The 19,460-nt window shown below is 48.6% G+C and carries 15 protein-coding genes, 1 tRNA gene and 1 pseudogene; 8 read left to right on the plus strand and 9 right to left on the minus strand.

What is annotated here, in order from left to right; translation table 11 throughout:
* Positions 1-39 precede the first annotated feature (39 nt).
* Positions 40-1,737 carry an energy-dependent translational throttle protein EttA gene (ettA, locus tag HUX74_RS01475; RefSeq protein WP_005828098.1) on the minus strand — a complete coding sequence of 566 codons (1,698 nt, stop codon included), beginning with the start codon at positions 1,735-1,737 and terminating at the stop codon, positions 40-42.
* A gap of 139 nt (positions 1,738-1,876) precedes the next feature.
* Between ettA and HUX74_RS01480 the strand changes: the two genes are divergently transcribed.
* Positions 1,877-1,949, plus strand: a tRNA-Lys gene (locus tag HUX74_RS01480).
* Positions 1,950-2,273: 324 nt separating this feature from the next.
* Here HUX74_RS01480 and HUX74_RS01485 read toward each other — a convergent pair.
* From HUX74_RS01485 to HUX74_RS20625, 5 genes and pseudogenes are all read right to left on the minus strand, one after another.
* Positions 2,274-4,478: an alpha-galactosidase gene (locus HUX74_RS01485; protein WP_174646080.1), complete on the minus strand. Its 2,205-nt coding sequence runs from the start codon at positions 4,476-4,478 to the stop codon at positions 2,274-2,276.
* 100 nt (positions 4,479-4,578) lie between these two features.
* Complete coding sequence (locus HUX74_RS01490; RefSeq protein ID WP_117600585.1) at positions 4,579-5,340, minus strand: SDR family oxidoreductase; 762 nt, start codon at positions 5,338-5,340, stop codon at positions 4,579-4,581.
* Between the two features lie 382 nt (positions 5,341-5,722).
* Positions 5,723-6,853 carry a DUF4852 domain-containing protein gene (locus HUX74_RS01495; protein ID WP_229135093.1) on the minus strand — a complete coding sequence of 377 codons (1,131 nt, stop codon included), beginning with the start codon at positions 6,851-6,853 and terminating at the stop codon, positions 5,723-5,725.
* A 99-nt stretch (positions 6,854-6,952) separates the two neighbouring features.
* Positions 6,953-7,843 (minus strand): DUF4377 domain-containing protein, encoded by an 891-nt coding sequence (locus HUX74_RS01500; RefSeq protein WP_117600587.1) that lies wholly within the window; start codon positions 7,841-7,843, stop codon positions 6,953-6,955.
* A gap of 274 nt (positions 7,844-8,117) precedes the next feature.
* A pseudogene (locus HUX74_RS20625) lies at positions 8,118-8,270 on the minus strand (mobilization protein); the annotation flags it as partial.
* A gap of 343 nt (positions 8,271-8,613) precedes the next feature.
* Between HUX74_RS20625 and HUX74_RS01510 the strand changes: the two are divergent.
* The 7 genes from HUX74_RS01510 (at position 8,614) to mtgA (ending at position 15,997) form a co-directional block, all read left to right on the plus strand.
* Complete coding sequence (locus tag HUX74_RS01510; protein WP_174646081.1) at positions 8,614-9,993, plus strand: ABC transporter ATP-binding protein; 1,380 nt, start codon at positions 8,614-8,616, stop codon at positions 9,991-9,993.
* Positions 9,994-10,115: 122 nt separating this feature from the next.
* Complete coding sequence (locus tag HUX74_RS01515) at positions 10,116-10,889, plus strand: ABC transporter permease (protein WP_117964504.1); 774 nt, start codon at positions 10,116-10,118, stop codon at positions 10,887-10,889.
* Positions 10,886-11,677 carry an ABC transporter permease gene (locus tag HUX74_RS01520; protein WP_005828082.1) on the plus strand — a complete coding sequence of 264 codons (792 nt, stop codon included), beginning with the start codon at positions 10,886-10,888 and terminating at the stop codon, positions 11,675-11,677. The genes HUX74_RS01515 and HUX74_RS01520 overlap by 4 nt, the downstream gene beginning before the upstream one ends.
* Before the next feature lie 44 nt (positions 11,678-11,721).
* Positions 11,722-13,059: an ABC transporter substrate-binding protein gene (locus HUX74_RS01525; protein WP_171030431.1), complete on the plus strand. Its 1,338-nt coding sequence runs from the start codon at positions 11,722-11,724 to the stop codon at positions 13,057-13,059.
* Positions 13,060-13,091: 32 nt separating this feature from the next.
* Positions 13,092-14,420 carry an MATE family efflux transporter gene (locus HUX74_RS01530; protein WP_117600593.1) on the plus strand — a complete coding sequence of 443 codons (1,329 nt, stop codon included), beginning with the start codon at positions 13,092-13,094 and terminating at the stop codon, positions 14,418-14,420.
* Between the two features lie 100 nt (positions 14,421-14,520).
* On the plus strand, positions 14,521-15,195 hold the full coding sequence (locus HUX74_RS01535; protein ID WP_117600594.1) for an OmpA family protein: 675 nt from the start codon (positions 14,521-14,523) through the stop codon (positions 15,193-15,195).
* 97 nt (positions 15,196-15,292) lie between these two features.
* Positions 15,293-15,997, plus strand: a complete 705-nt coding sequence (gene mtgA / locus HUX74_RS01540) for a monofunctional biosynthetic peptidoglycan transglycosylase (RefSeq protein ID WP_117600595.1) — start codon at positions 15,293-15,295, stop codon at positions 15,995-15,997.
* A gap of 109 nt (positions 15,998-16,106) precedes the next feature.
* Here mtgA and HUX74_RS01545 read toward each other — a convergent pair whose 3' ends face one another.
* The 3 genes from HUX74_RS01545 to HUX74_RS01555 form a co-directional block, all read right to left on the minus strand.
* Positions 16,107-17,255 (minus strand): cytochrome d ubiquinol oxidase subunit II, encoded by a 1,149-nt coding sequence (locus HUX74_RS01545; RefSeq protein WP_117600596.1) that lies wholly within the window; start codon positions 17,253-17,255, stop codon positions 16,107-16,109.
* Positions 17,256-17,365: 110 nt separating this feature from the next.
* Positions 17,366-18,928: a cytochrome ubiquinol oxidase subunit I gene (locus HUX74_RS01550; RefSeq protein WP_035449218.1), complete on the minus strand. Its 1,563-nt coding sequence runs from the start codon at positions 18,926-18,928 to the stop codon at positions 17,366-17,368.
* 132 nt (positions 18,929-19,060) lie between these two features.
* Positions 19,061-19,282 carry a DUF4492 domain-containing protein gene (locus HUX74_RS01555; protein WP_117600597.1) on the minus strand — a complete coding sequence of 74 codons (222 nt, stop codon included), beginning with the start codon at positions 19,280-19,282 and terminating at the stop codon, positions 19,061-19,063.
* Between the last annotated feature and the right edge of the window lie 178 nt (positions 19,283-19,460).

A 19,460-nucleotide genomic window follows, 5' to 3' on the forward strand; every position in this document is an offset into this window, starting at 1 on the left:
CAACAAGTAAAAGAATATACTTTCAAATTCGCACCGAAATCAGTCATTCATAAGCTTTCTATAACGTACACGGGTGGGTTCTTCTTTCCCAAGACGTTTCTGTTTATTTTCCTCATATTCGGAATAAGAGCCCTCAAAGAAGAACACATTGGAGTCTCCTTCAAAAGCGAGGATATGCGTACAGATACGGTCGAGGAACCAACGGTCGTGACTGATGACCACGGCACATCCGGCAAAGTCTTCCAGACCTTCTTCGAGAGCACGGAGCGTGTTCACATCAATGTCGTTGGTGGGTTCGTCCAGCAACAGCACATTACCTTCTTCCTTCAGGCAGAGCGCCAGATGCAGACGGTTGCGCTCACCACCGGAAAGCACTCCGCAGAGCTTCTCCTGGTCGGCACCGGAAAAGTTGAAACGGGACAGATAGGCGCGTGCATTGATGTCGCGTCCACCCATGCGGATCAAATCGTTTCCGCCGGAAATGACCTGATACACGCTCTTGTTGGGGTCGATATCCTTATGCTGCTGGTCCACGTAGGCCACCTTTACGGTCTCCCCTACCTCAAACTCGCCTTTATCTGCCTTTTCCAGCCCCATGATAAGGCGGAAAAGCGTGGTCTTACCGGCACCGTTAGGGCCGATGATACCCACGATTCCGTTGGGCGGAAGCATGAAGTTGAGATCATCAAACAGCAGTTTGTCGCCAAACGCCTTTGCCACATGCTTGGCTTCAATCACTTTATTACCCAGACGGGGACCGTTCGGGATAAAGATTTCCAGCTTCTCTTCCTTCTCCTTCACGTCCTCATTCAGCAATTTGTCGTAGGAGTTCAGACGTGCCTTCCCCTTTGCCTGGCGGGCCTTGGGAGCCATGCGCACCCACTCCAACTCACGTTCCAGCGTCTTGCGGCGCTTGCTGGCAGTCTTTTCCTCCTGCTCCATACGCTTGGTCTTCTGTTCCAGCCAGCTGGAGTAGTTACCTTTCCAGGGAATACCTTCGCCACGGTCCAGCTCAAGAATCCAGCCGGCAACGTGGTCGAGGAAGTAGCGGTCGTGCGTTACGGCAATCACCGTACCCTCGTACTGCTGCAAGTGTTGTTCCAGCCAGTCAATGGATTCGGCATCGAGGTGATTGGTGGGCTCGTCGAGGAGAAGCACGTCGGGCTTCTGCAACAATAGGCGGCAAAGGGCCACACGGCGACGCTCACCACCGGAAAGATGTTCTACGGACTGATCTTCGGGCGGACAACGAAGGGCGTCCATGGCGCGCTCCAGCTTGCTGTCGAGGTTCCAGGCATCGGTCGCGTCGATGATGTCCTGCAATTCGGCCTGGCGGGAGAAAAGCTTGTCCATCTTGTCCTGATCCTCATAATATTCGGGCAAGCCGAACTTCTGGTTGATTTCCTCGTATTCTGCCAGCGCATCCACAATGGGTTGCACACCTTCCATAACAATTTCCTTCACGGTCTTGGTGGGGTCGAGGTACGGTTCCTGAGCCAGATATCCCACAGAATATCCCGGCGAGAACACCACTTCGCCCTGATAGGACTTATCCAATCCGGCGATAATCTTCAGCAGGGTCGATTTACCCGAACCGTTCAGACCGATGATACCGATTTTTGCCCCGTAGAAGAACGAGAGGTAAATGTTCTTCAGTACCTGCTTGTTGTTCTGCTGAATGGTTTTATTCAGCCCAACCATAGAAAAGATAATCTTTTTATCGTCTACTGTTGCCATGTATTTAATGATTAACGTTCAGTGATTAATGATTAATATCAAGGGTTAATGGGGACAAAGATAAGAAAAAAGATGGTATTATTTTGCAAATTTCAAAAAAGTATCTATCTTTGCACCCGCTTAACAGCACTAAAGGATTGAATCGCTAGCTCAGCAGGTAGAGCACAACACTTTTAATGTTGGGGTCTTGGGTTCGAGCCCCAAGCGGTTCACAGAGAAAAAAGCCAGAAGGCTACAAACATAAAAAAGTCCTACAATATCAACGTATTGTAGGACTTTTTTATGTTTCCATCTTACCACGAAAAGAAAAGATTGGACATCCAAACAGTGGTACAATTGGTACAGTAGGTACAGCGTCTCTTCTGCTTCACACACATGCGCTTATGTACATTGCTTTATAACGCGTACATTATTTATATACATGCGTGTGTGAGGCAAAAGGACCGCTGTACCCACTGTACCAACTGTACCCATCAACCTCACCTTTACACTGCTCAAGTTCACCTTTACGCGACTAAACCTCACCTTTGTTCACGTCATTTCACCTCTTCCAGATAAAGCACACGGCTCGAATAGTCGTTCTGCTTGTGGTAGTCCACCCTATGGTTGTATGGAATCTCCAGCCCGTTTGCCATAAGGTAGGCACCACTGAAGACCTTTCCTTCGTAGTTCAAGGAAACATTATCTATGCGGTTCAGCTCATGTACTCGGTATTGCTTGTCGGCACAGAGACCGGCCATCTTCACACGCGGCAGATGCTGGTTACAGAAGTGTTCCGTCTTCCACCAATAGAAGACTGCCCTATCCTTCTCTGGAGCCACGTACATTAATGAAGCCACACCCTGCTTGTCATAAGGGGATATCAAGCGGTAGATATCTCCCAATTGTACCACGGGACGAATGGTCTTGTACTCGGCAATGGCATTCTTGCAAAGCGCCTTTTCCTCTTCTGTCATGTTCTTGGGTTGGATTTCCATACCCAGACGGCCACTCATAGCCACATCGATGCGGTACTTCAGAGGGATGGTACGGAATGTCTGATGGTTAGGGGCGGCACTGATGTGCGATGCCATGGCTATGGCGGGGAAGAAATAGGAAGTTCCCCACTGCATATAGACACGTTGCAGGGCATCGGTATTGTCGCTCACCCAGAACTCGTCGAAGTAAGGCAGCACTCCGTAGTTGGCACGGCCACCGCCACTGGCACATGCCTGGATGGTAAGGTCGGGGTATTTGGCACGGATGCGCTGGCACACCTTCTCAAAGCCGCGATGATACTCTATATACATGTGGCTCTGATTTTCTTTGGTCAGGTATTGGGAACCGTGGTTCATGACAGCCATATTGGCATCCCATTTGATATAGTCTATCTCAGGATAAGAAGTCATCAGATTGTCAACAACACCGAACACGAAGTCCTGTACGGCAGGATTGGCAAGGTCGAGCACCACCTGCGTACCGCCGCGTCCCAGTACGAGGTCGCGTTCGGGAGCTTTGAGCACCCAATCCGGATGTTGTTCGTAAAGTTCGCTAGTGGTGTTTGCCATCTCCGGCTCAATCCAGATACCGAACTTGATGCCGCGCTTTTTGGCATCACTCAACAGCCCTTTGACACCGTCCGGAAGCTTGTTCTTGTCCACCACCCAGTCGCCGAGTGATGAACTGTCGTTCTTACGGGGATATTTGTCGCCAAACCAGCCATCGTCCATCACGAACAATTCGCCGCCCATGGAGGCGATGTCCGCCATCATTTGGTCCATACCCTGCTGGTTGATGTCGAAATACACGCCTTCCCAACTGTTCAATAAAATCTTACGGGGAGTAGTGCCGTGCGCCAACTTGTGCAGACGCGCCCAGCGGTGGAAGTTACGGCTGCTGCCACTCAATCCCTCGTTACTATAGGTCAGGGCAAGTTCGGGAGTGCGGAAAAGCTCGTCTTTCTTCAAGGAATAAGCAGAGTTCTCTTCGTTGATTCCGGCAAAGAAATGGTGATATTCATCATCATGCGTCTCGATGCGGAGTTTGTAGTTACCACTGTAACAGAGGGCTGCGCCAATCACGTTGCCCGTGTTCTCCTGCGGACGGCCGTCAAGGGAGAACATCACTTCTGCATGGTCGGTATGAGAATTTCGCACACCGTCCTTATTCTTGATAACCTTCATGCCCGGAGTGAGAGGTTCCTGCGTCAAAAAGCCCTCATTGGCCCAGGAACCGGAGAGATGGGAGAGCCACACATCACCGCGGCGGATGGGCAGATAGCCGGAGGCAAACTGATTGAGCACTACCGGCTTCTTCTCCTGATGAGAAATTTCAGTCCAGGATTCTATCACGTCGGCATCTTGCCAGGCTCGGTAGCAGACATTGACAAAAAAGGGATACACTTTGTCTTTCAGCGCCACGACAGTCGTCACGGCATTTCCTTCCTTCTCGGTAGTCACATTCAGCACTTCAAGCTGGAGGGTCATGTTACCGTCAGCATGCTTCACAGCAAGAGCCGTCTCCACAGGGGTATTCAATCCATATTCGGGATAGGCCGTGTGGCCTGCTTCTGCCGTGGCAATATTCAGCAAATCGGTTTCAGAAAGTCTGTTACCATAATACAAGTGTCTCAGTGTACCGCCTTCAGGAGCCGAAAGCACCAAAGAAGTTTTCGGAGTGGATACACATACGTTTTGAGCCAACAAACTGCCGGTCAGCAGCAGTGCTCCAAAAAGGAAATTTGTTCGTTTCTTAAAATTCATGCTTTTCTTGTTTAGATTCTATAATCATTTAGCTGTGGGCAAATGTAGACGTTTCCCCGAAGATAAAATAGTATCATTTTATCATATTCTTATACAAATTCTATTTCCGGCTGACAATTGTCCCGGTAGCCTGGTTGGCAGGCATCACCAGCACTTCTGCAATCTGGATATGCTCGGGGACGGCAGCGGCAAAATAAACCACTTCGGCTATATCGTCACCGGTTAGCGGGCGTATACCTTTATATACATTGTCAGCCGCCTCCCGGTCGCCACGGAAACGGATGACAGAGAAATTGGTTTCCACCAGTCCGGGCTTGACGTTCGTCACGCGTACCGGAGTATCCACCAAGTCGATGCGGAGTCCGTCGGAAAGGGCCTTGACGGCGGCTTTGCAGGCACAGTACACACTGCCGCCCGGATAAGCGTAGTCTCCGGCAATAGACCCCATGTTGATGACATGACCGCGTCCGCGCTCCACCATGCCGGGAACTACGAGGCGGGTCATAGCGAGAAGCGCTTTCACGTCTGTATCAATCACCACATCCCATTCGTCGAGATTACCCTCGTGCTCCTTGTCTACTCCGATGACGAGTCCGGCATTGTTAATCAGTATATCTATCGCTTTCCACTCCACCGGAAGGGATTCGAGGGCGGCACAAGCAGCCTGCCTATCGCGGACATCAAAAGGAAGCAGATACACATCGGCTCCGAATTTTTCTTCCAATTCTTTCTTTACAGCATTCAATTTCTCCACATTACGGCCATTGAGTATAAGCCGGTAACCGTTCATGGCAAACTTGCGAGCACAGCCTTCCCCTATTCCGGAGGAGGCTCCGGTGATGAGTACAATTTTCTTTTCCATCGTGTAATAGTTTTTTATATCAATACTGTCAGCAAAGGTATTACTTATTATTTATTACAATCACATTTTTGAAAAGTCCTTTCTTCTTTTACAACCTCTTGCTTTATAAGTTTATCATCAATAAAAGTAAAAGCTGTTGTTATAATATACCATGTACCTTTGTTTAATTCTTCTTTATAGAAGAGTTTTTCTTTCTCTTGATTGTCTTGTATATAGGATATTTCCTTATTAAAAGGCTTTCCATATCTTTTTATGAAAAGATTTTATCTATACCAATTTTATATTTTCAGAGCTGAATTTACTTATTCGACTGGATGTATAACATGATGTCAGGGCGATTGTTACCAATGTAGTCAGAATGATATTTTTTAGTTTCATATTACTATTTATTGTTCTTTTCAGGTAACGTTTGTGTACCAAGATAATTGTATGTCACTTCTTGTATGTTATAAGGGAAGACATTATAATAACCGTCTGTTTGTACAATTTCCATGTTCAAAGCTTTTTGACCGTATGCTTTACGGAGTGTTGACCACTCGAAATCGAATGAGGTTCCGGGACGCATCACCATGGTACGTTTATCAGGAAGTGATACTGGCTGTTGGAGGATGCGCACATATACATATAGGGTAGCTGTTGGTGGCAAGGTCGCCGAGGTCATTTTACGCATGGTATAGATGCCTTGGGCAATGTTTTTTTTGCAAGGCAGGGTGGTAAATGACGGAGCGTTAGTGAAATGAAAGGCACAAGTTCCCCATAAGCAATAACCTTGTTGGGATAATTCTCTGTTCTGCTTGGTTTCCACATCGACACACGTTAAGCCCGAAATCGGAAAATGCTGTTGATTAATGTCATACATTTGGAGTTCCGAGAAACATTTGATGCGGAACACTTTATTGAAATCTGCCTTTGCTACAGCTTGTTCCAGTTCTTTCCGGTATGTTGTACGGAGTTCTTCCAGTACAAACGGGTCATTGGCTGCTTCTGCATATTGTTTGGGAGCACGGAGAGAGGCATAGGTTTCAACTGATGTTGTGTCGATAGGTTTGCCGTAAAGCTTATGTGCGTAGGCGAACAAGATAGCTGGGGTAAGGTCAACAGCTCCATTCATAAGGGAAACATGATGTCCGGACATGATGTTTCCTTTGCTTAAAGCCATGTTTAGATATACGCCGATCTTGAAATCCCCTTGTTCGGCAAAGACTATTTGGGGCGTTTCCGGCTGTTGGTAAATGCCGAACTGTTGATAGAGTTCGGGCTGGTAAGTAGGTATGTCGGTAATGACGGCAGTCCGTCCGGTTGAGTTTTTCGGATCCAGACTGTCGAATTGATTATTAGCGTTTAGCTGCCTAATAAATAGATAGCCCGAAGGCAATGGTTCGCCAATACGGAGCGTGTCGCCTACTTTATAAGTACGACCGTCACAAGCATCAATGCTCTGTTGGGCTTGAAGGGGTTGGCATAACAAACAGACACTGCTTAACAATAAAGCGGTCAAATTCATTCTTTTCATACGTTTTTTTATGCTTAATTCTATAGTTCTCATATTAATAGATTCTTATAATAGTTGCAATGATAATTAGGATAATTGATGCTCGCTGAGGATTTTATGTTATTTAATAGAAACGGCATAAGAAACCACAACTGTTTTTACTCCGGCTTGCGGATATTTATTTTTGTAGTATTCAGAAAGGTCTTTATAAAGATAAGCTACATCGGGAGTTAAATCTACGTTTCTTGATTTAGCAGAACGACCCATAAACACATCAAATGAAAGATAATTCGTTTCATTTCCCTGTTCATCTGAAAAAGTCCATTTTCCATAACCAAACACATTTCCCTCTGGAGGAAGTAATTTGTAAGATTCTGGCATTTCTTCCGGAGCTTTGTTTTCGTTTTTTATAATACACGGTCCCAGTGTATTATTATCGTCTTTTATTGCAATACATCTTAGGAATTTGTCTTCGCTCCGCCAAAATATATAGTGAAAATCCAAAGGAATAAGAGATTCTTTTTCCAATTCTTCTTCAATAAGTTTTTGATTATTATCTGCATCTACTACATATTTGTATTTAGGAAGCTGTACATTCTCGTAGTATGATTTAGGGATAAAATGTAAAGGCAAATTTTCTGAATCTTTCCTATTTTTAGATATTATTTCAAGTAGTTCATATTCCGTCCATGCGGGATTTTCCATGCTATAATCCAAATAATTTGTTTCACTGATTTTTACCTTATATTCATATCCTTTCTCAAACTCAAATTTATCAATGACTCCAAGGCTCTCCCATTCTTGGGCATTTTCTTTCTTTACAGCATATACATCAGATAAATAATTAAATCCGTCTGACCAACAAACACCGGGTATCTTCTTTGATGCAATGGTTAGAGAATATTCCTTGTAGTCTGTCACTTTCTCACCCTCTTCATCTTTGTTATCACAGCCTATAAAGCCGAATATACAGAGGAATAATATCAGTATTTCTAATTTTTGTGTTTTCATATCTGTCAAATTTTACGATTCTGTATTTACTTTTATTTGCTCTATCCTTATTTTGTGTGCAAATATATAAAAAGTGCCATTCATAAGGCATTATGAACAGCACTTTTTATTGTTTTCCAGCAAGATAAAACGGTTATATCTTCATTCCCCTGCCTTTCCTTTGCGGCTGTATAGGTCGGTGTATGCTCTGCCGTAGCTTGTCGAATTGCTCTTTGAACCACTCGACAATGGGCTTTCGGTCAATGGCAAGAACCAGTCTCGTCCCGTCCGTGGGGTCTTTCACCCCGTCGGGGTATTCGATGAGACTGCGGTTTAGGTGGGTACATGTGGGGTCGGCGTTCTTCGGAATGATGAAACGCTCGATATGTGCGGTCGTTCCGCTGTCGCTGCCGTGCGCCTTTTCCATGTGTAAAACTACGAAACCCATATATCCTTCCTTTCTTTTTTGGCTTGTGAAACAATAAATCTAACTATCTTTGAGGGCGGCGAAATACCGTCCTCGACGGGGTGTGCAGAGGGGCTTGCCCCTTGCCCTATTGGAGAATTTTCAGCGATACGGAGTATTGCGGCTCGGAAGTAACAAACGATATATCAGCTGATTATCTACACTTTACCAAAAATTACTTTTTCGCTATGTGTTTATTTTAACTTCATAGGGATAATGAATTTTAGAGTAAAGCGAAAATTCCCGATAAATTATGTAACTTTGCACTCGCTTTTTTGAAAGCCCGAAATTCGTTTAATTCGTTTGGATAAAGTAAAAGACGCTTATGCAAAAGTCCGATTGCATCATCGGTGTGGAACATGTATCGAAATTCTTCGGAGACAAGGCCGTGCTGAATGATGTGAATTTGTCTGTCCGTAAGGGCGAGTTTGTAACAATACTAGGACCGTCCGGCTGCGGAAAGACAACACTGTTACGCCTCATTGCAGGCTTTCAGACAGCCTCGGAAGGAGTGATAACCATTGCCGGAAAGGACATCACACAGACACCGCCGCACAAGCGTCCGGTGAACACCGTGTTCCAGAAGTACGCCCTCTTCCCCCACCTCAACGTATTCAACAACATAGCCTTCGGGCTGAAGCTGAAGAAGCTGCCCGGTGCCACTATCGAGAAGAAAGTGAAACAAGCCCTGCGCATGGTGGGCATGACAGACTATGAGGACCGCGACGTGGACTCCCTCTCCGGCGGACAGCAACAGCGCGTAGCCATCGCCCGAGCTATCGTCAACGAACCCGAAGTGCTGCTGCTGGACGAGCCTCTCGCTGCCTTGGACCTCAAAATGCGCAAAGACATGCAGATGGAACTGAAGGAAATGCACCAGAAGCTGGGTATCACCTTCGTATACGTGACCCACGACCAGGAAGAGGCACTCACCCTGAGCGACACCATCGTTGTGATGAGCGAAGGACGCATCCAGCAGATAGGTGTGCCTACGGACATCTACAACGAGCCCATCAACTCCTTTGTAGCCGACTTCATCGGCGAAAGCAACATTTTGAACGGAGTCATGATAAAAGATAAGGCCGTTACCTTCTGCGGGCACGAATTTGAATGCGTGGACACAGGATTTGGTGAACAGATGCAGGTGGACGTAGTAATTCGCCCCGAAGACATCTACATCTTCGATGTATCCGACGCCGCACAGCTGACGGGCACCGTAACCAGCTGTATCTTCAAAGGCGTACACTATGAAATGCTGGTGCAAACGCGCGAAGGCTACGAGCTGATGGTGCAGGACTACCATGCCTTCGAGGCAGGACGCGAAGTCGGTCTGCTGGTAAAACCCTTCGACATCCATGTGATGAAGAAAGAACGCACCTGCAACACCTTCGAAGGAAAACTGGTGGACAAAACGCACGTAGAATTCCTGGGCTGTAACTTCGAATGCCTGCCCGTGCAAGGCATCGAACCGGGCAGCAGCGTGCAAGTGGAAGTGGACTTCCAGGACGTCATCCTCGAAGACAACGAAGAGGACGGCCGTCTGACGGGTGAAGTGAAATTCATCCTCTACAAAGGAAACCATTACCACCTGACCGTGTTTACAGACTGGGACGAAGACATCTTTGTCGACACCAACGACGTGTGGGACGACGGCGACCGTGTAGGTATCATCATCGCACCCGAAAACGTGAGAATAAGGGATTAAGGATTAGGGATTAGGGATTAAGGGTTAGCTATTATAAATTCTTTATCCTCCACCCTTAATCCCTAATCCCTAATCCTTAATCCCTAATCCCTTAATCCTTAATAAAGATGATAACTTTCTTTATGCGTCGGCGCAACTGGACGGTACCCTACGCGCTATTTCTGCTTGTATTTGTTATAGTACCGCTGCTGCTCATCGTGCTCTACGCCTTTACGGACGACGGAGGAGCGTTCACGCTTGCCAACTTCCGCAAGTTCATGATGCACCCCGAAGCGATGAACACGTTTGTCTACTCCATCGGAATAGCCGTTATCACTACGCTGGTCTGCCTGCTGCTAGGCTATCCGGCGGCGTATATCCTGAGTCAGAAGCAATTCAACACCTCGCGCACCATGGTGGTGCTGTTCATCCTGCCCATGTGGGTGAACATCTTGATACGTACGCTTGCCACAGTAGCACTGTTCGACTTCCTGAACCTGCCGCTGGGTGAAGGCGCACTTGTGTTCGGTATGGTCTACAACTTCCTGCCGTTCATGATATACCCCATTTACAACACCCTTCAGAAGATGGACCACAATTTGATTGAGGCTGCGCAAGACTTGGGAGCCTCCCCCACGCACGTATTCGGCAAGGTGATTCTACCGCTGTCCATGCCGGGTGTGATGAGTGGTATAGTAATGGTGTTTATGCCTACGGTGTCCACCTTCGCCATCGCCGAGCTGCTGACGATGAACAACATCAAGCTTTTCGGTACCACGGTACAAGAGAATATCTACAATGGAATGTGGAACTACGGTGCCGCCCTCTCGCTCATCATGCTGCTGCTGATAGGCATCACCGTCCTCTTCACCAACGAGGAAGACGGCGCATCGAATGAAAGCGGAGGTGTGATATGATGACACGAATCTTGACCCGCGGCTACTTGTGGCTGCTGTTGGCGTTGCTCTATTCGCCTATCCTGATAATCATGATATTCTCCTTCACCGAAGCAAAGGTGCTGGGCAACTGGACGGGGTTCTCCACCAAGCTGTACAGCTCGCTGTTCACGGGCGGGATGCACCACTCGTTGATGAACGCTATCTGGAACACATTCGCCATTGCCCTGCTTGCCGCCACCGCCAGCACGGCACTGGGCAGCATTGCAGCCATCGGCATCTTCAACCTGCGCTCGCGCACACGGCAGGTAATGAACTTCGCCAATGCCATCCCGATGATGAATGCAGACATTATCACCGGTGTGTCGCTGTTCCTGCTGTTCGTCAGCTTCGGCATATCGCAAGGATTTACCACAGTGGTACTGGCACACATCACCTTCTGCACACCCTACGTGGTGCTCAGCGTAATGCCCCGGCTCAAGAAGATGAACCAGAATGTCTACGAGGCGGCACTCGACCTGGGCGCCACACCGTTCCAAGCACTGCGCAAGGTTATTCTTCCGGAGATATTTCCGGGTATGATAAGCGGCTTCATCCTTGCCTTCACGCTCTCCATCGACGACTTTGCCGTGACCATCTTCACCATCGGCAACCAGGGGCTGGAAACGCTCTCCACCTACATCTACGCCGATGCGCGCAAGGGTGGACTGACGCCGGAACTGCGGCCACTCTCCACCATCATCTTCGTGACGGTGCTGGTGTTGCTGATTGTAATCAACAAGCGGGCCGAACGGACAAAAAACGATTGATGTGAGTGATGAGTTATAAGTTATCAATTGTCAAAAACAAGATGATGAAAAGGATAATAAACATACTGATTCTACTGTGCTGTATCGCATCCCTCTCCTCTTGTGGAAACTCTACAGAAGAGCGCAGCCGTGTACTGAAGATATACAACTGGGCAGACTACATCGATGAAGATGTGCTTGCCGAATTTCCCGACTGGTACAAGCAGCAGACGGGCGAAGACCTCCGTATCATCTACCAGGTGTTCGATATCAACGAAATCATGCTCACCAAAATTGAGCGCGGGCACGAGGACTTCGACGTCGTATGCCCCTCGGAGTACATCATCGAACGTATGCTTCGCAAAGACCTCCTGCTACCCATCGACCGCAACTTCGGCCGCACACCGGACTACATCCCCAACGTGTCGCCCTACATCCGCCACGAGCTGAACAAGACCTCGCAACCTGAACGCCAGACCGAGGACTATGCCGTGCCCTATATGTGGGGCACCGCCGGCATCCTCTTCAACAAGAAGTTCATTACTCCCGAAGAGGCGGGCACGTGGAATATCCTCTGGACTCCCAAAAACCGTAGCAAGATACTGATGAAGGACAGCTACCGCGACGCCTACGGCACTGCCATCATTTACGCCCATGCCCGGGAACTTGCCGACAGCACCGTCACCGTAGAGCAACTGATGAACGACAACTCCCCGCAGGCCATCGCCCTTGCCGAGAAATACCTCAAGGAGATGAAACCCAACATCGCCGGCTGGGAAGCCGACTTCGGCAAGGAAATGATGACCAAGAACAAGGCGTGGATCAACTTCACCTGGAGCGGCGACGCCGTCTGGGCCATCGAGGAGGCCGATGCCGTGGGTGTGGAACTGGACTACACCGTCCCCCGCGAAGGCAGCAACATCTGGTATGACGGCTGGGTAATCCCCCGCTACGCCCGCAACGTGAAGGCAGCAAGCTATTTCATCAACTACCTCTGCCAGCCCTCCGTGGCGCTGCGCAACATGGATGCCATCGGTTACGTCAGCGCCGTCGCCACACCGGAAATCATGGAGGCGAAGACCGACACCACGCTTGACGTGCATTCCGACCTCAGCTACTTCTTCGGTCCCTTGTCCGGAGCCGACAGCCTACAGATAGACCCGGTCCAGTACCCCGACCGCCGCGTAGTGGAGCGCTGCGCCATGATACGCGACTTCGGCGACCGCACGGAACTGGTGCTCGAAATGTGGAGCCGCGTGAAAGGTGACAATCTCAATACGGGCATCGTACTGCTCATCTTCGCCGTCTTCGGTCTGCTCTTCATCTGGCTGGTATATACCAAGATACGAAAGTACAAGCAGAAACGCCGCCACCGCCTCCGCAGAAAGCGAAAAAGGAGATGATTAATACATTGTTTATCTAAAAAAACGTCAACGTGCAAGGAACTAAGAATTTGACACAAGGCCCCATCAACCGCCAGCTATTCACGCTGGCAATGCCCATCATGGCCACCTCATTCATCCAAATGGCCTACAGCCTGACAGACATGGCATGGGTAGGACGTCTGGGCAGTGAGTCCGTGGCTGCAGTAGGTGCGGTAGGCATACTGACGTGGATGTCCGGTTCCATCGCCTTGTTGAACAAGGTAGGTGCCGAAGTCAGCGTAGGCCAGTCCATCGGTGCACGCAGCGAAGAGGATGCACGCAGTTTTGCTTCACACAACATTACAATTGCCCTGCTCATCTCCGTCTGCTGGGGAGGACTGCTGTTTCTTTTCGCCCGCCCCATCCTGAACATCTTCGAACTGAAACAGCATATCACAGACGCCGCCGTGACCTATCTGCGCATCGTGTCGACGGGACTGCCGTTCGTCTTTCTCTCCGCTGCCTTCACGGGCATCTACAACGCGGCAGGACGTAGCAAGATTCCGTTCTACATCAGCGGAACGGGACTGGTTATGAATATCCTCCTCGACCCTCTTTTCATCTTCGGCTTTGGCTGGGGGACGGTAGGGGCTGCACTTGCCACCTGGCTGTCCGAAGCCATGGTCTTCGGCATCTTCGTCTACAAACTCCGGGGGAAAAGCGCTGTACTCGGCGGATTCTCCTTCCTCGTCCGTCTGAAGAAGAAGTACACCCGGCGTATCTTCAAGCTCGGCCTGCCCGTGGCCACACTGAACACACTCTTTGCTTTCGTCAACATGTTCCTCTCGCGCACCGCTTCGGAGCAGGGAGGGCACATCGGACTGATGGCATTCACTACCGGAGGACAAATCGAGGCCATCACCTGGAACACTTCACAAGGATTCTCTACAGGACTGAGTACATTCATTGCACAGAACTATGCTGCCGGACAAAAGTCGCGCGTGAAGCAGGCATGGCACACCACCCTATGGATGACGGGCGTATTCGGAAGTCTCTGCTCACTGCTCTTTATCTTCTTTGGCAGTGAAGTGTTCTCTATCTTCGTGCCCGAAGCCGAAGCCTACCGTGTGGGAGGTGACTTTCTCCGCATCGACGGTTATTCACAAATGTTCATGATGATGGAAATCACCATGCAAGGTGTGTTCTACGGACTGGGACGAACGGTACCGCCTGCTATTGTCAGTATCGGATGCAACTATATGCGCATTCCGGTAGCATTGCTACTGGTACATATGGGTATGGGAGTGGACGCCATCTGGTGGGCAGTGAGTGGAACCACCATTGCCAAAGGTCTGATACTGACAGCCTGGTTCATATCCATCAAAAGGAAAATTCTCTAAAAAAGAACAGAACTGACGAACTTTAGGAAGAGAAATATGGTTATATATACATAAATTTGCAACATTAAAGATAAGATCAACTTTTAAAGAAAAAAGAGTTATGAAGAAAATGAAATTTACAGTATTGTTTTTATGCAGTGCATTGCTGCTGGGCAGTTGCGGCACCATGAACAACAAGGCAAAAGGTGGAATAATCGGTGGTGGTTCCGGCGCAGCGGCAGGTGCCATTATCGGCGGACTGATAGGTAAAGGCAAGGGGGCAGCCATTGGCGCGGCAGTAGGCGCGGCAGTAGGTACAGGTGCCGGTGTTGCCATCGGACACAAAATGGACAAGAAGGCTGCCGAAGCTGCCAAGATTGAAGGTGCCCAAGTGGAGCAGGTAACGGATGCCAACGGCTTGCCGGCTGTCAAAGTATCCTTTGCGGCAGGTATTCTGTTCGGCTTCAACTCCGCAGCACTGAGCAACGAGGCAAAGGCCTCCCTGCGCGAACTTGCACAGATTCTGAAGGAAGACCCGACAACGGACATTGCCATCATCGGCCATACCGACAAGGTGGGTACCTACGAAGCCAACATGAAGGTTTCCAAGAACCGCGCCTATGCTGTAGAAAACTATTTGCAGGATTGCGGTGTATCTCCTGCCCAGTTCAAGAAAGTGGAAGGCGTGGGATACAACGAATACGATGAAAGTCTGTCTGCCGACCAGAACCGACGCGTAGAGGTATATATGTATGCCAGCGAACAGATGATTAAGAATGCGGAGGCGAATAATTAATGTGCTAATGTGATCAATGTGCCAATGTGCTAATTGGCATATTGACACATTAATCACATTGACATATTAGTACATTAATCACACTGGCACTCTCTCCATGAAACTCCCGAAACCTTTGCGGTTCCTCCGCAACATCATATTATTCTTCTTTATTTCCACTATCCTGGCGGTAGTGGTTTATCGTTTTGTACCCGTCTACATCACGCCATTGATGGTTATCCGCAGCGTGCAGCAAGTCTTCAAGGGCGAAAGTCCCCGTTGGCACCATACTTGGGTATCTTCCGACAAGATATCCCCTCACCTGCCGATGGCCGTCATTGCTTCGGAAGACAACCGGTTTGCCACACACAACGGGTTCGATTTCATTGAGATACAGAAAGCGATAAAGGAGAATGAAACAAGAAAACGGAAACGGGGCGCCAGTACTATCAGCCAGCAGACGGCAAAGAATGTATTCCTATGGCCCCAATCTTCCTGGGTACGCAAAGGACTGGAAGCCTACTTCACCGTACTGATAGAATTCTTCTGGTCCAAAGAACGTATCATGGAGGTCTATCTCAACTCCATCGAAATGGGGAAAGGCATCTATGGCGCACAAGCCGCCGCCAAATACAAGTTCAAGACTACAGCAGCCAAACTCTCTGCCGGACAATGTGCACTGATAGCAGCCACACTACCCAACCCCATACGCTTCGACTCAGCACACCCCTCCCCTTACATAAAGAAAAGGCAAGGACAGATTCTACGATTGATGAAACTGATACCCAAATTCCAGCTAAATGAGAAACAGACAAAAGAATAAAAAGAGGACGTGCCCAAAGTACATGAGCACTTTCATAATGTTATTCTGCGTAATCCGCGCCTAAAAAAAAGCGTTCAAAGGGGGTTGATACATCCCCTTTAATTTTTAATTAATACGCATGGCCTCCCTCTCCCATCTCCTTCGCATCAATCTTACGATTATCAATGCTGCGCCATGCATAGAAGATATAGGCAAGAACGAAAGGAACAAGGATAGAGACATAAGCCATAACCTTCAGTGTGAACTGGCTCGAACAACTGTTTGCCAACGTCAGCGAGCTTTGTAAGTCGTGGGTGGAAGGATAATAGGCTGTATTGTTATAGCCTGCCACAAGCAGCAATGCCAATACCGCAAGCACCGTTCCTGCACCGGCAAACCAGATTCCCTTGTCGAACGTCGGCTTCCACAGCGTACGGATGATGCCCCAAAGCACAGCCACCACACCAATCAGGAATACAAACAGCACTACCGGCATCTGCAGGAAGTTCGTCAGATACTTGTAAGGTTCCATGAACACCTCTCCCGTTTCCGGACGGACAGCGTAGCCGTCGGCCACCAGTGTACGGATGACGAAGGCCAGGAAGAACACCAGAAACAATGCCGTATTTCCCCAGAGTGCCCGGCGGCAGCGTCTCACCAAGTCGTCCTCATTGATGTTATTAATAAAATAGAGCGCCCCCAAGATGCGCGCCAGGAAGAACACAGCCAGCCCGAGCACCACATTCCACGGATTGAGCAGCGCATCCAGCCCGTGTCCTGCATTGGCCCACTGACTGATGACCGGCATCACCGTATCTGCCATATTCCCTTTATTGATGTAAAATTCGGACCCCGTGAAGAACGTGGCCACTGCCCCACCCAGCAATACCGGACCTACCACTCCGTTTATCACCAGGAACGTGCGATACGTTGTCTTGCCCAGCAGATTTCCCGCCTTCGACTGGAACTCGTAGCTGACAGCCTGCAACACAAAGCTGAACAGAATAATCATCCACAACCAATAGGCTCCTCCGAAACTCGTACTATAGAACAACGGAAACGAAGCAAAGAACGCGCCTCCAAACGTGACGAGCGTTGTAAACGTAAACTCCCATTTCCGTCCCGTAGAATTAATCATCATCTTCTTTTGCTCCTCCGTCTTCCCCAGACAGAACAGAAGCGAATTACCTCCCTGCACAAACAGCAGGAATACCAGCAGTGCTCCCAGCAAGGAGACTACGAACCACCAATAGTGTTGAAGAAAAATATAGGTATTCATTGTGAATTATGAATTATAAGTTATGAGTTATGTTATGAATTATAAGTTATGAGTTATGTTATGAATTATAAGTTATGAGTTATGTTATGAATTATAAGTTATGAGTTATGTTATGAATTATGCGTTTCTGTTTCCGGGCCTTTGCGAATGGCCTTCAGCATAATTCCCACCTCGGCAATCAGCATGACAGTGAAAAGTACCAGAAAGATAAAGAACGTGGTCTGCACGGAACCGACATCCAACTTGGAAATGGCGGCACTTGTGGGCAGCATGTCTTGGATGGCCCACGGCTGGCGACCACATTCGGCAACCACCCATCCGGCTTGTCCGGCCAGATAGCCCAGCGGAATGGTGAGCATGGCCACCCAATGCATCCACGGCATCCGCGACAAGTCTTTCTTATAGGCCAGGAACAGCACCACGATAAAGAAGAGGATGAAATATCCACCCAACATCACCATCACACGGAACATGTAGAACGTAAGAGGCACATTCGGCACCAATTCGTTCACATCCTTGATATAACCGTAACCGAAATAGGCTACATTATCTTTCAACACTTTGGCAGCCACCTCTGCATCTGCCTCATTGCCCGCAGCCTTGGCTGCACGATAGGCGGCAAACGCACTGATGGCCGTTTTCCCTTTTTCTATTTTCTCTTCTGCCGAAAGCGCCACAGTACCGTCCTTCAACGGGTATCCGCCTTTCAGCAGGTCATTGATGCCGGGAACAAAGGCATCCGTCTTCCGTTCGGCAAGCAACGACAACATCTTAGGGATTTCCACACGGAAAAGGAATGGGTCTACTCCGTCTTGCGGCGTCTGCTTGGCAGGATTCAGCAGCCCGAACGCTACCAATCCGGCACCTTGCCGCCCTTCATAATAACCTTCCATAGCAGCCAACTTCATCGGCTGCTTTTGCGCCACTTGATAGCCGGAGCCATCGCCCGTCCAGGCAGACAGCACGGCGGCACACAGACCTACCCATGCGGCAATCTTTACACTTGCCAGCGCAAATTTCTTCTCGCGCTTCTTCCACAGATACCAGCAGCTCACCCCCACTACAAACACGGCAGCCAGTACCCAGCCGGACAGCACACTGTGGAAGAACTTGTTGACAGCCATCGGCGAAGTGGCCACAGCCCAGAAGTCCACCATCTCGTTGCGTGCCGTATCGGGATTGAACTCCATGCCTACGGGATTCTGCATCCACGCATTGGCAACCAGAATCCACCAGGCGGAAATCGTGGCGCCCAGCCCCGTAAGCCAGGTAGATGCCAGGTGGAAACGCTTACTCACCTTATCCCAGCCGAAGAACATGACGGCGATAAACGTTGCTTCCATAAAGAAAGCCAAAATACCCTCGATGGCAAGCGGTGCACCAAAGATATCGCCCACAAACCAACTGTAATTACTCCAGTTCGTACCGAATTCAAATTCCAGAATGATACCGGTTGCTACACCAATGGCAAAGTTGATACCGAAAATCTTCATCCAGAATTTAGCAGTACGTTTCCAAAATTCGTCACCCGTACGGTAGTACGCCGTTTCCATGATGCCCATAATTACCGCCAGTCCAAGTGTCAGCGGCACAAAAATCCAGTGATAGATGGCGGTCAAGGCAAATTGGGCTCTCGACCAGTCAATCAGAGAAGTGTCAATGTGTCCAAGCATAAGAATCAAGTTATGAGTTATAAGTTATGAGTTATTGAGTTACTAAGTTATTGGGTTGTCAAGTAAGAACACAGAGACACGGAGAATTTATAAAGGCAAGGACATAAACTCTGCGGCTCTGTGTCTCCGTATTTAGTCACCCAGGCTCCGGTGGATAAGTTCATTACTAACATAGCCTTCTTTGTCGTCACCCACCACGGGAGTATTCAGAAACCGTGGGAAAAAGAAAAGACGGAGAATAAAAAACATGATGAATAACTTCACAAGGATGATAAGCCACAAAGTACGCCCTAACGTCATACTTCGAAAACCTTCCAAATAAAAACGCCAAATGTTTACCGCAGTTCGTTTCATGCTGATAAAATTATAATGATTACAAATATAAAATACTTTTATATAAAGAACAAATAAAAAGGTGAAAAGTTGAACAGAAAAAAGACTTCTCCCATTCATCGGTACAAAAAAGATTTTAGGCGAGGAAAATTCCCCCAACGTCTATCACTTTTGCAATCCTCTCTCCCCCCCACTACAT

The sequence above is a fragment of the Bacteroides sp. Marseille-P8574 genome (genome assembly GCF_902825465.1).
GTDB lineage: Bacteria > Bacteroidota > Bacteroidia > Bacteroidales > Bacteroidaceae > Bacteroides > Bacteroides uniformis.

Excerpts from the sequence above, each read along its gene's own strand:
- ettA (WP_005828098.1), bottom strand. The coding sequence starts at position 1,737 with ATGGCAACAGTAGACGATAAAAAGATTATCTTTTCTATGGTTGGGCTG.
- HUX74_RS01485 (WP_174646080.1), bottom strand. The coding sequence starts at position 4,478 with ATGAATTTTAAGAAACGAACAAATTTCCTTTTTGGAGCACTGCTGCTG.
- HUX74_RS01490 (WP_117600585.1), bottom strand. The coding sequence starts at position 5,340 with ATGGAAAAGAAAATTGTACTCATCACCGGAGCCTCCTCCGGAATAGGG.
- HUX74_RS01495 (WP_229135093.1), bottom strand. The coding sequence starts at position 6,853 with ATGAAAAGAATGAATTTGACCGCTTTATTGTTAAGCAGTGTCTGTTTG.
- HUX74_RS01500 (WP_117600587.1), bottom strand. The coding sequence starts at position 7,843 with ATGAAAACACAAAAATTAGAAATACTGATATTATTCCTCTGTATATTC.
- HUX74_RS01510 (WP_174646081.1), top strand. The coding sequence starts at position 8,614 with ATGCAAAAGTCCGATTGCATCATCGGTGTGGAACATGTATCGAAATTC.
- HUX74_RS01515 (WP_117964504.1), top strand. The coding sequence starts at position 10,116 with ATGCGTCGGCGCAACTGGACGGTACCCTACGCGCTATTTCTGCTTGTA.
- HUX74_RS01520 (WP_005828082.1), top strand. The coding sequence starts at position 10,886 with ATGATGACACGAATCTTGACCCGCGGCTACTTGTGGCTGCTGTTGGCG.
- HUX74_RS01525 (WP_171030431.1), top strand. The coding sequence starts at position 11,722 with ATGAAAAGGATAATAAACATACTGATTCTACTGTGCTGTATCGCATCC.
- HUX74_RS01535 (WP_117600594.1), top strand. The coding sequence starts at position 14,521 with ATGAAGAAAATGAAATTTACAGTATTGTTTTTATGCAGTGCATTGCTG.
- mtgA (WP_117600595.1), top strand. The coding sequence starts at position 15,293 with ATGAAACTCCCGAAACCTTTGCGGTTCCTCCGCAACATCATATTATTC.
- HUX74_RS01545 (WP_117600596.1), bottom strand. The coding sequence starts at position 17,255 with ATGAATACCTATATTTTTCTTCAACACTATTGGTGGTTCGTAGTCTCC.
- HUX74_RS01550 (WP_035449218.1), bottom strand. The coding sequence starts at position 18,928 with ATGCTTGGACACATTGACACTTCTCTGATTGACTGGTCGAGAGCCCAA.
- HUX74_RS01555 (WP_117600597.1), bottom strand. The coding sequence starts at position 19,282 with ATGAAACGAACTGCGGTAAACATTTGGCGTTTTTATTTGGAAGGTTTT.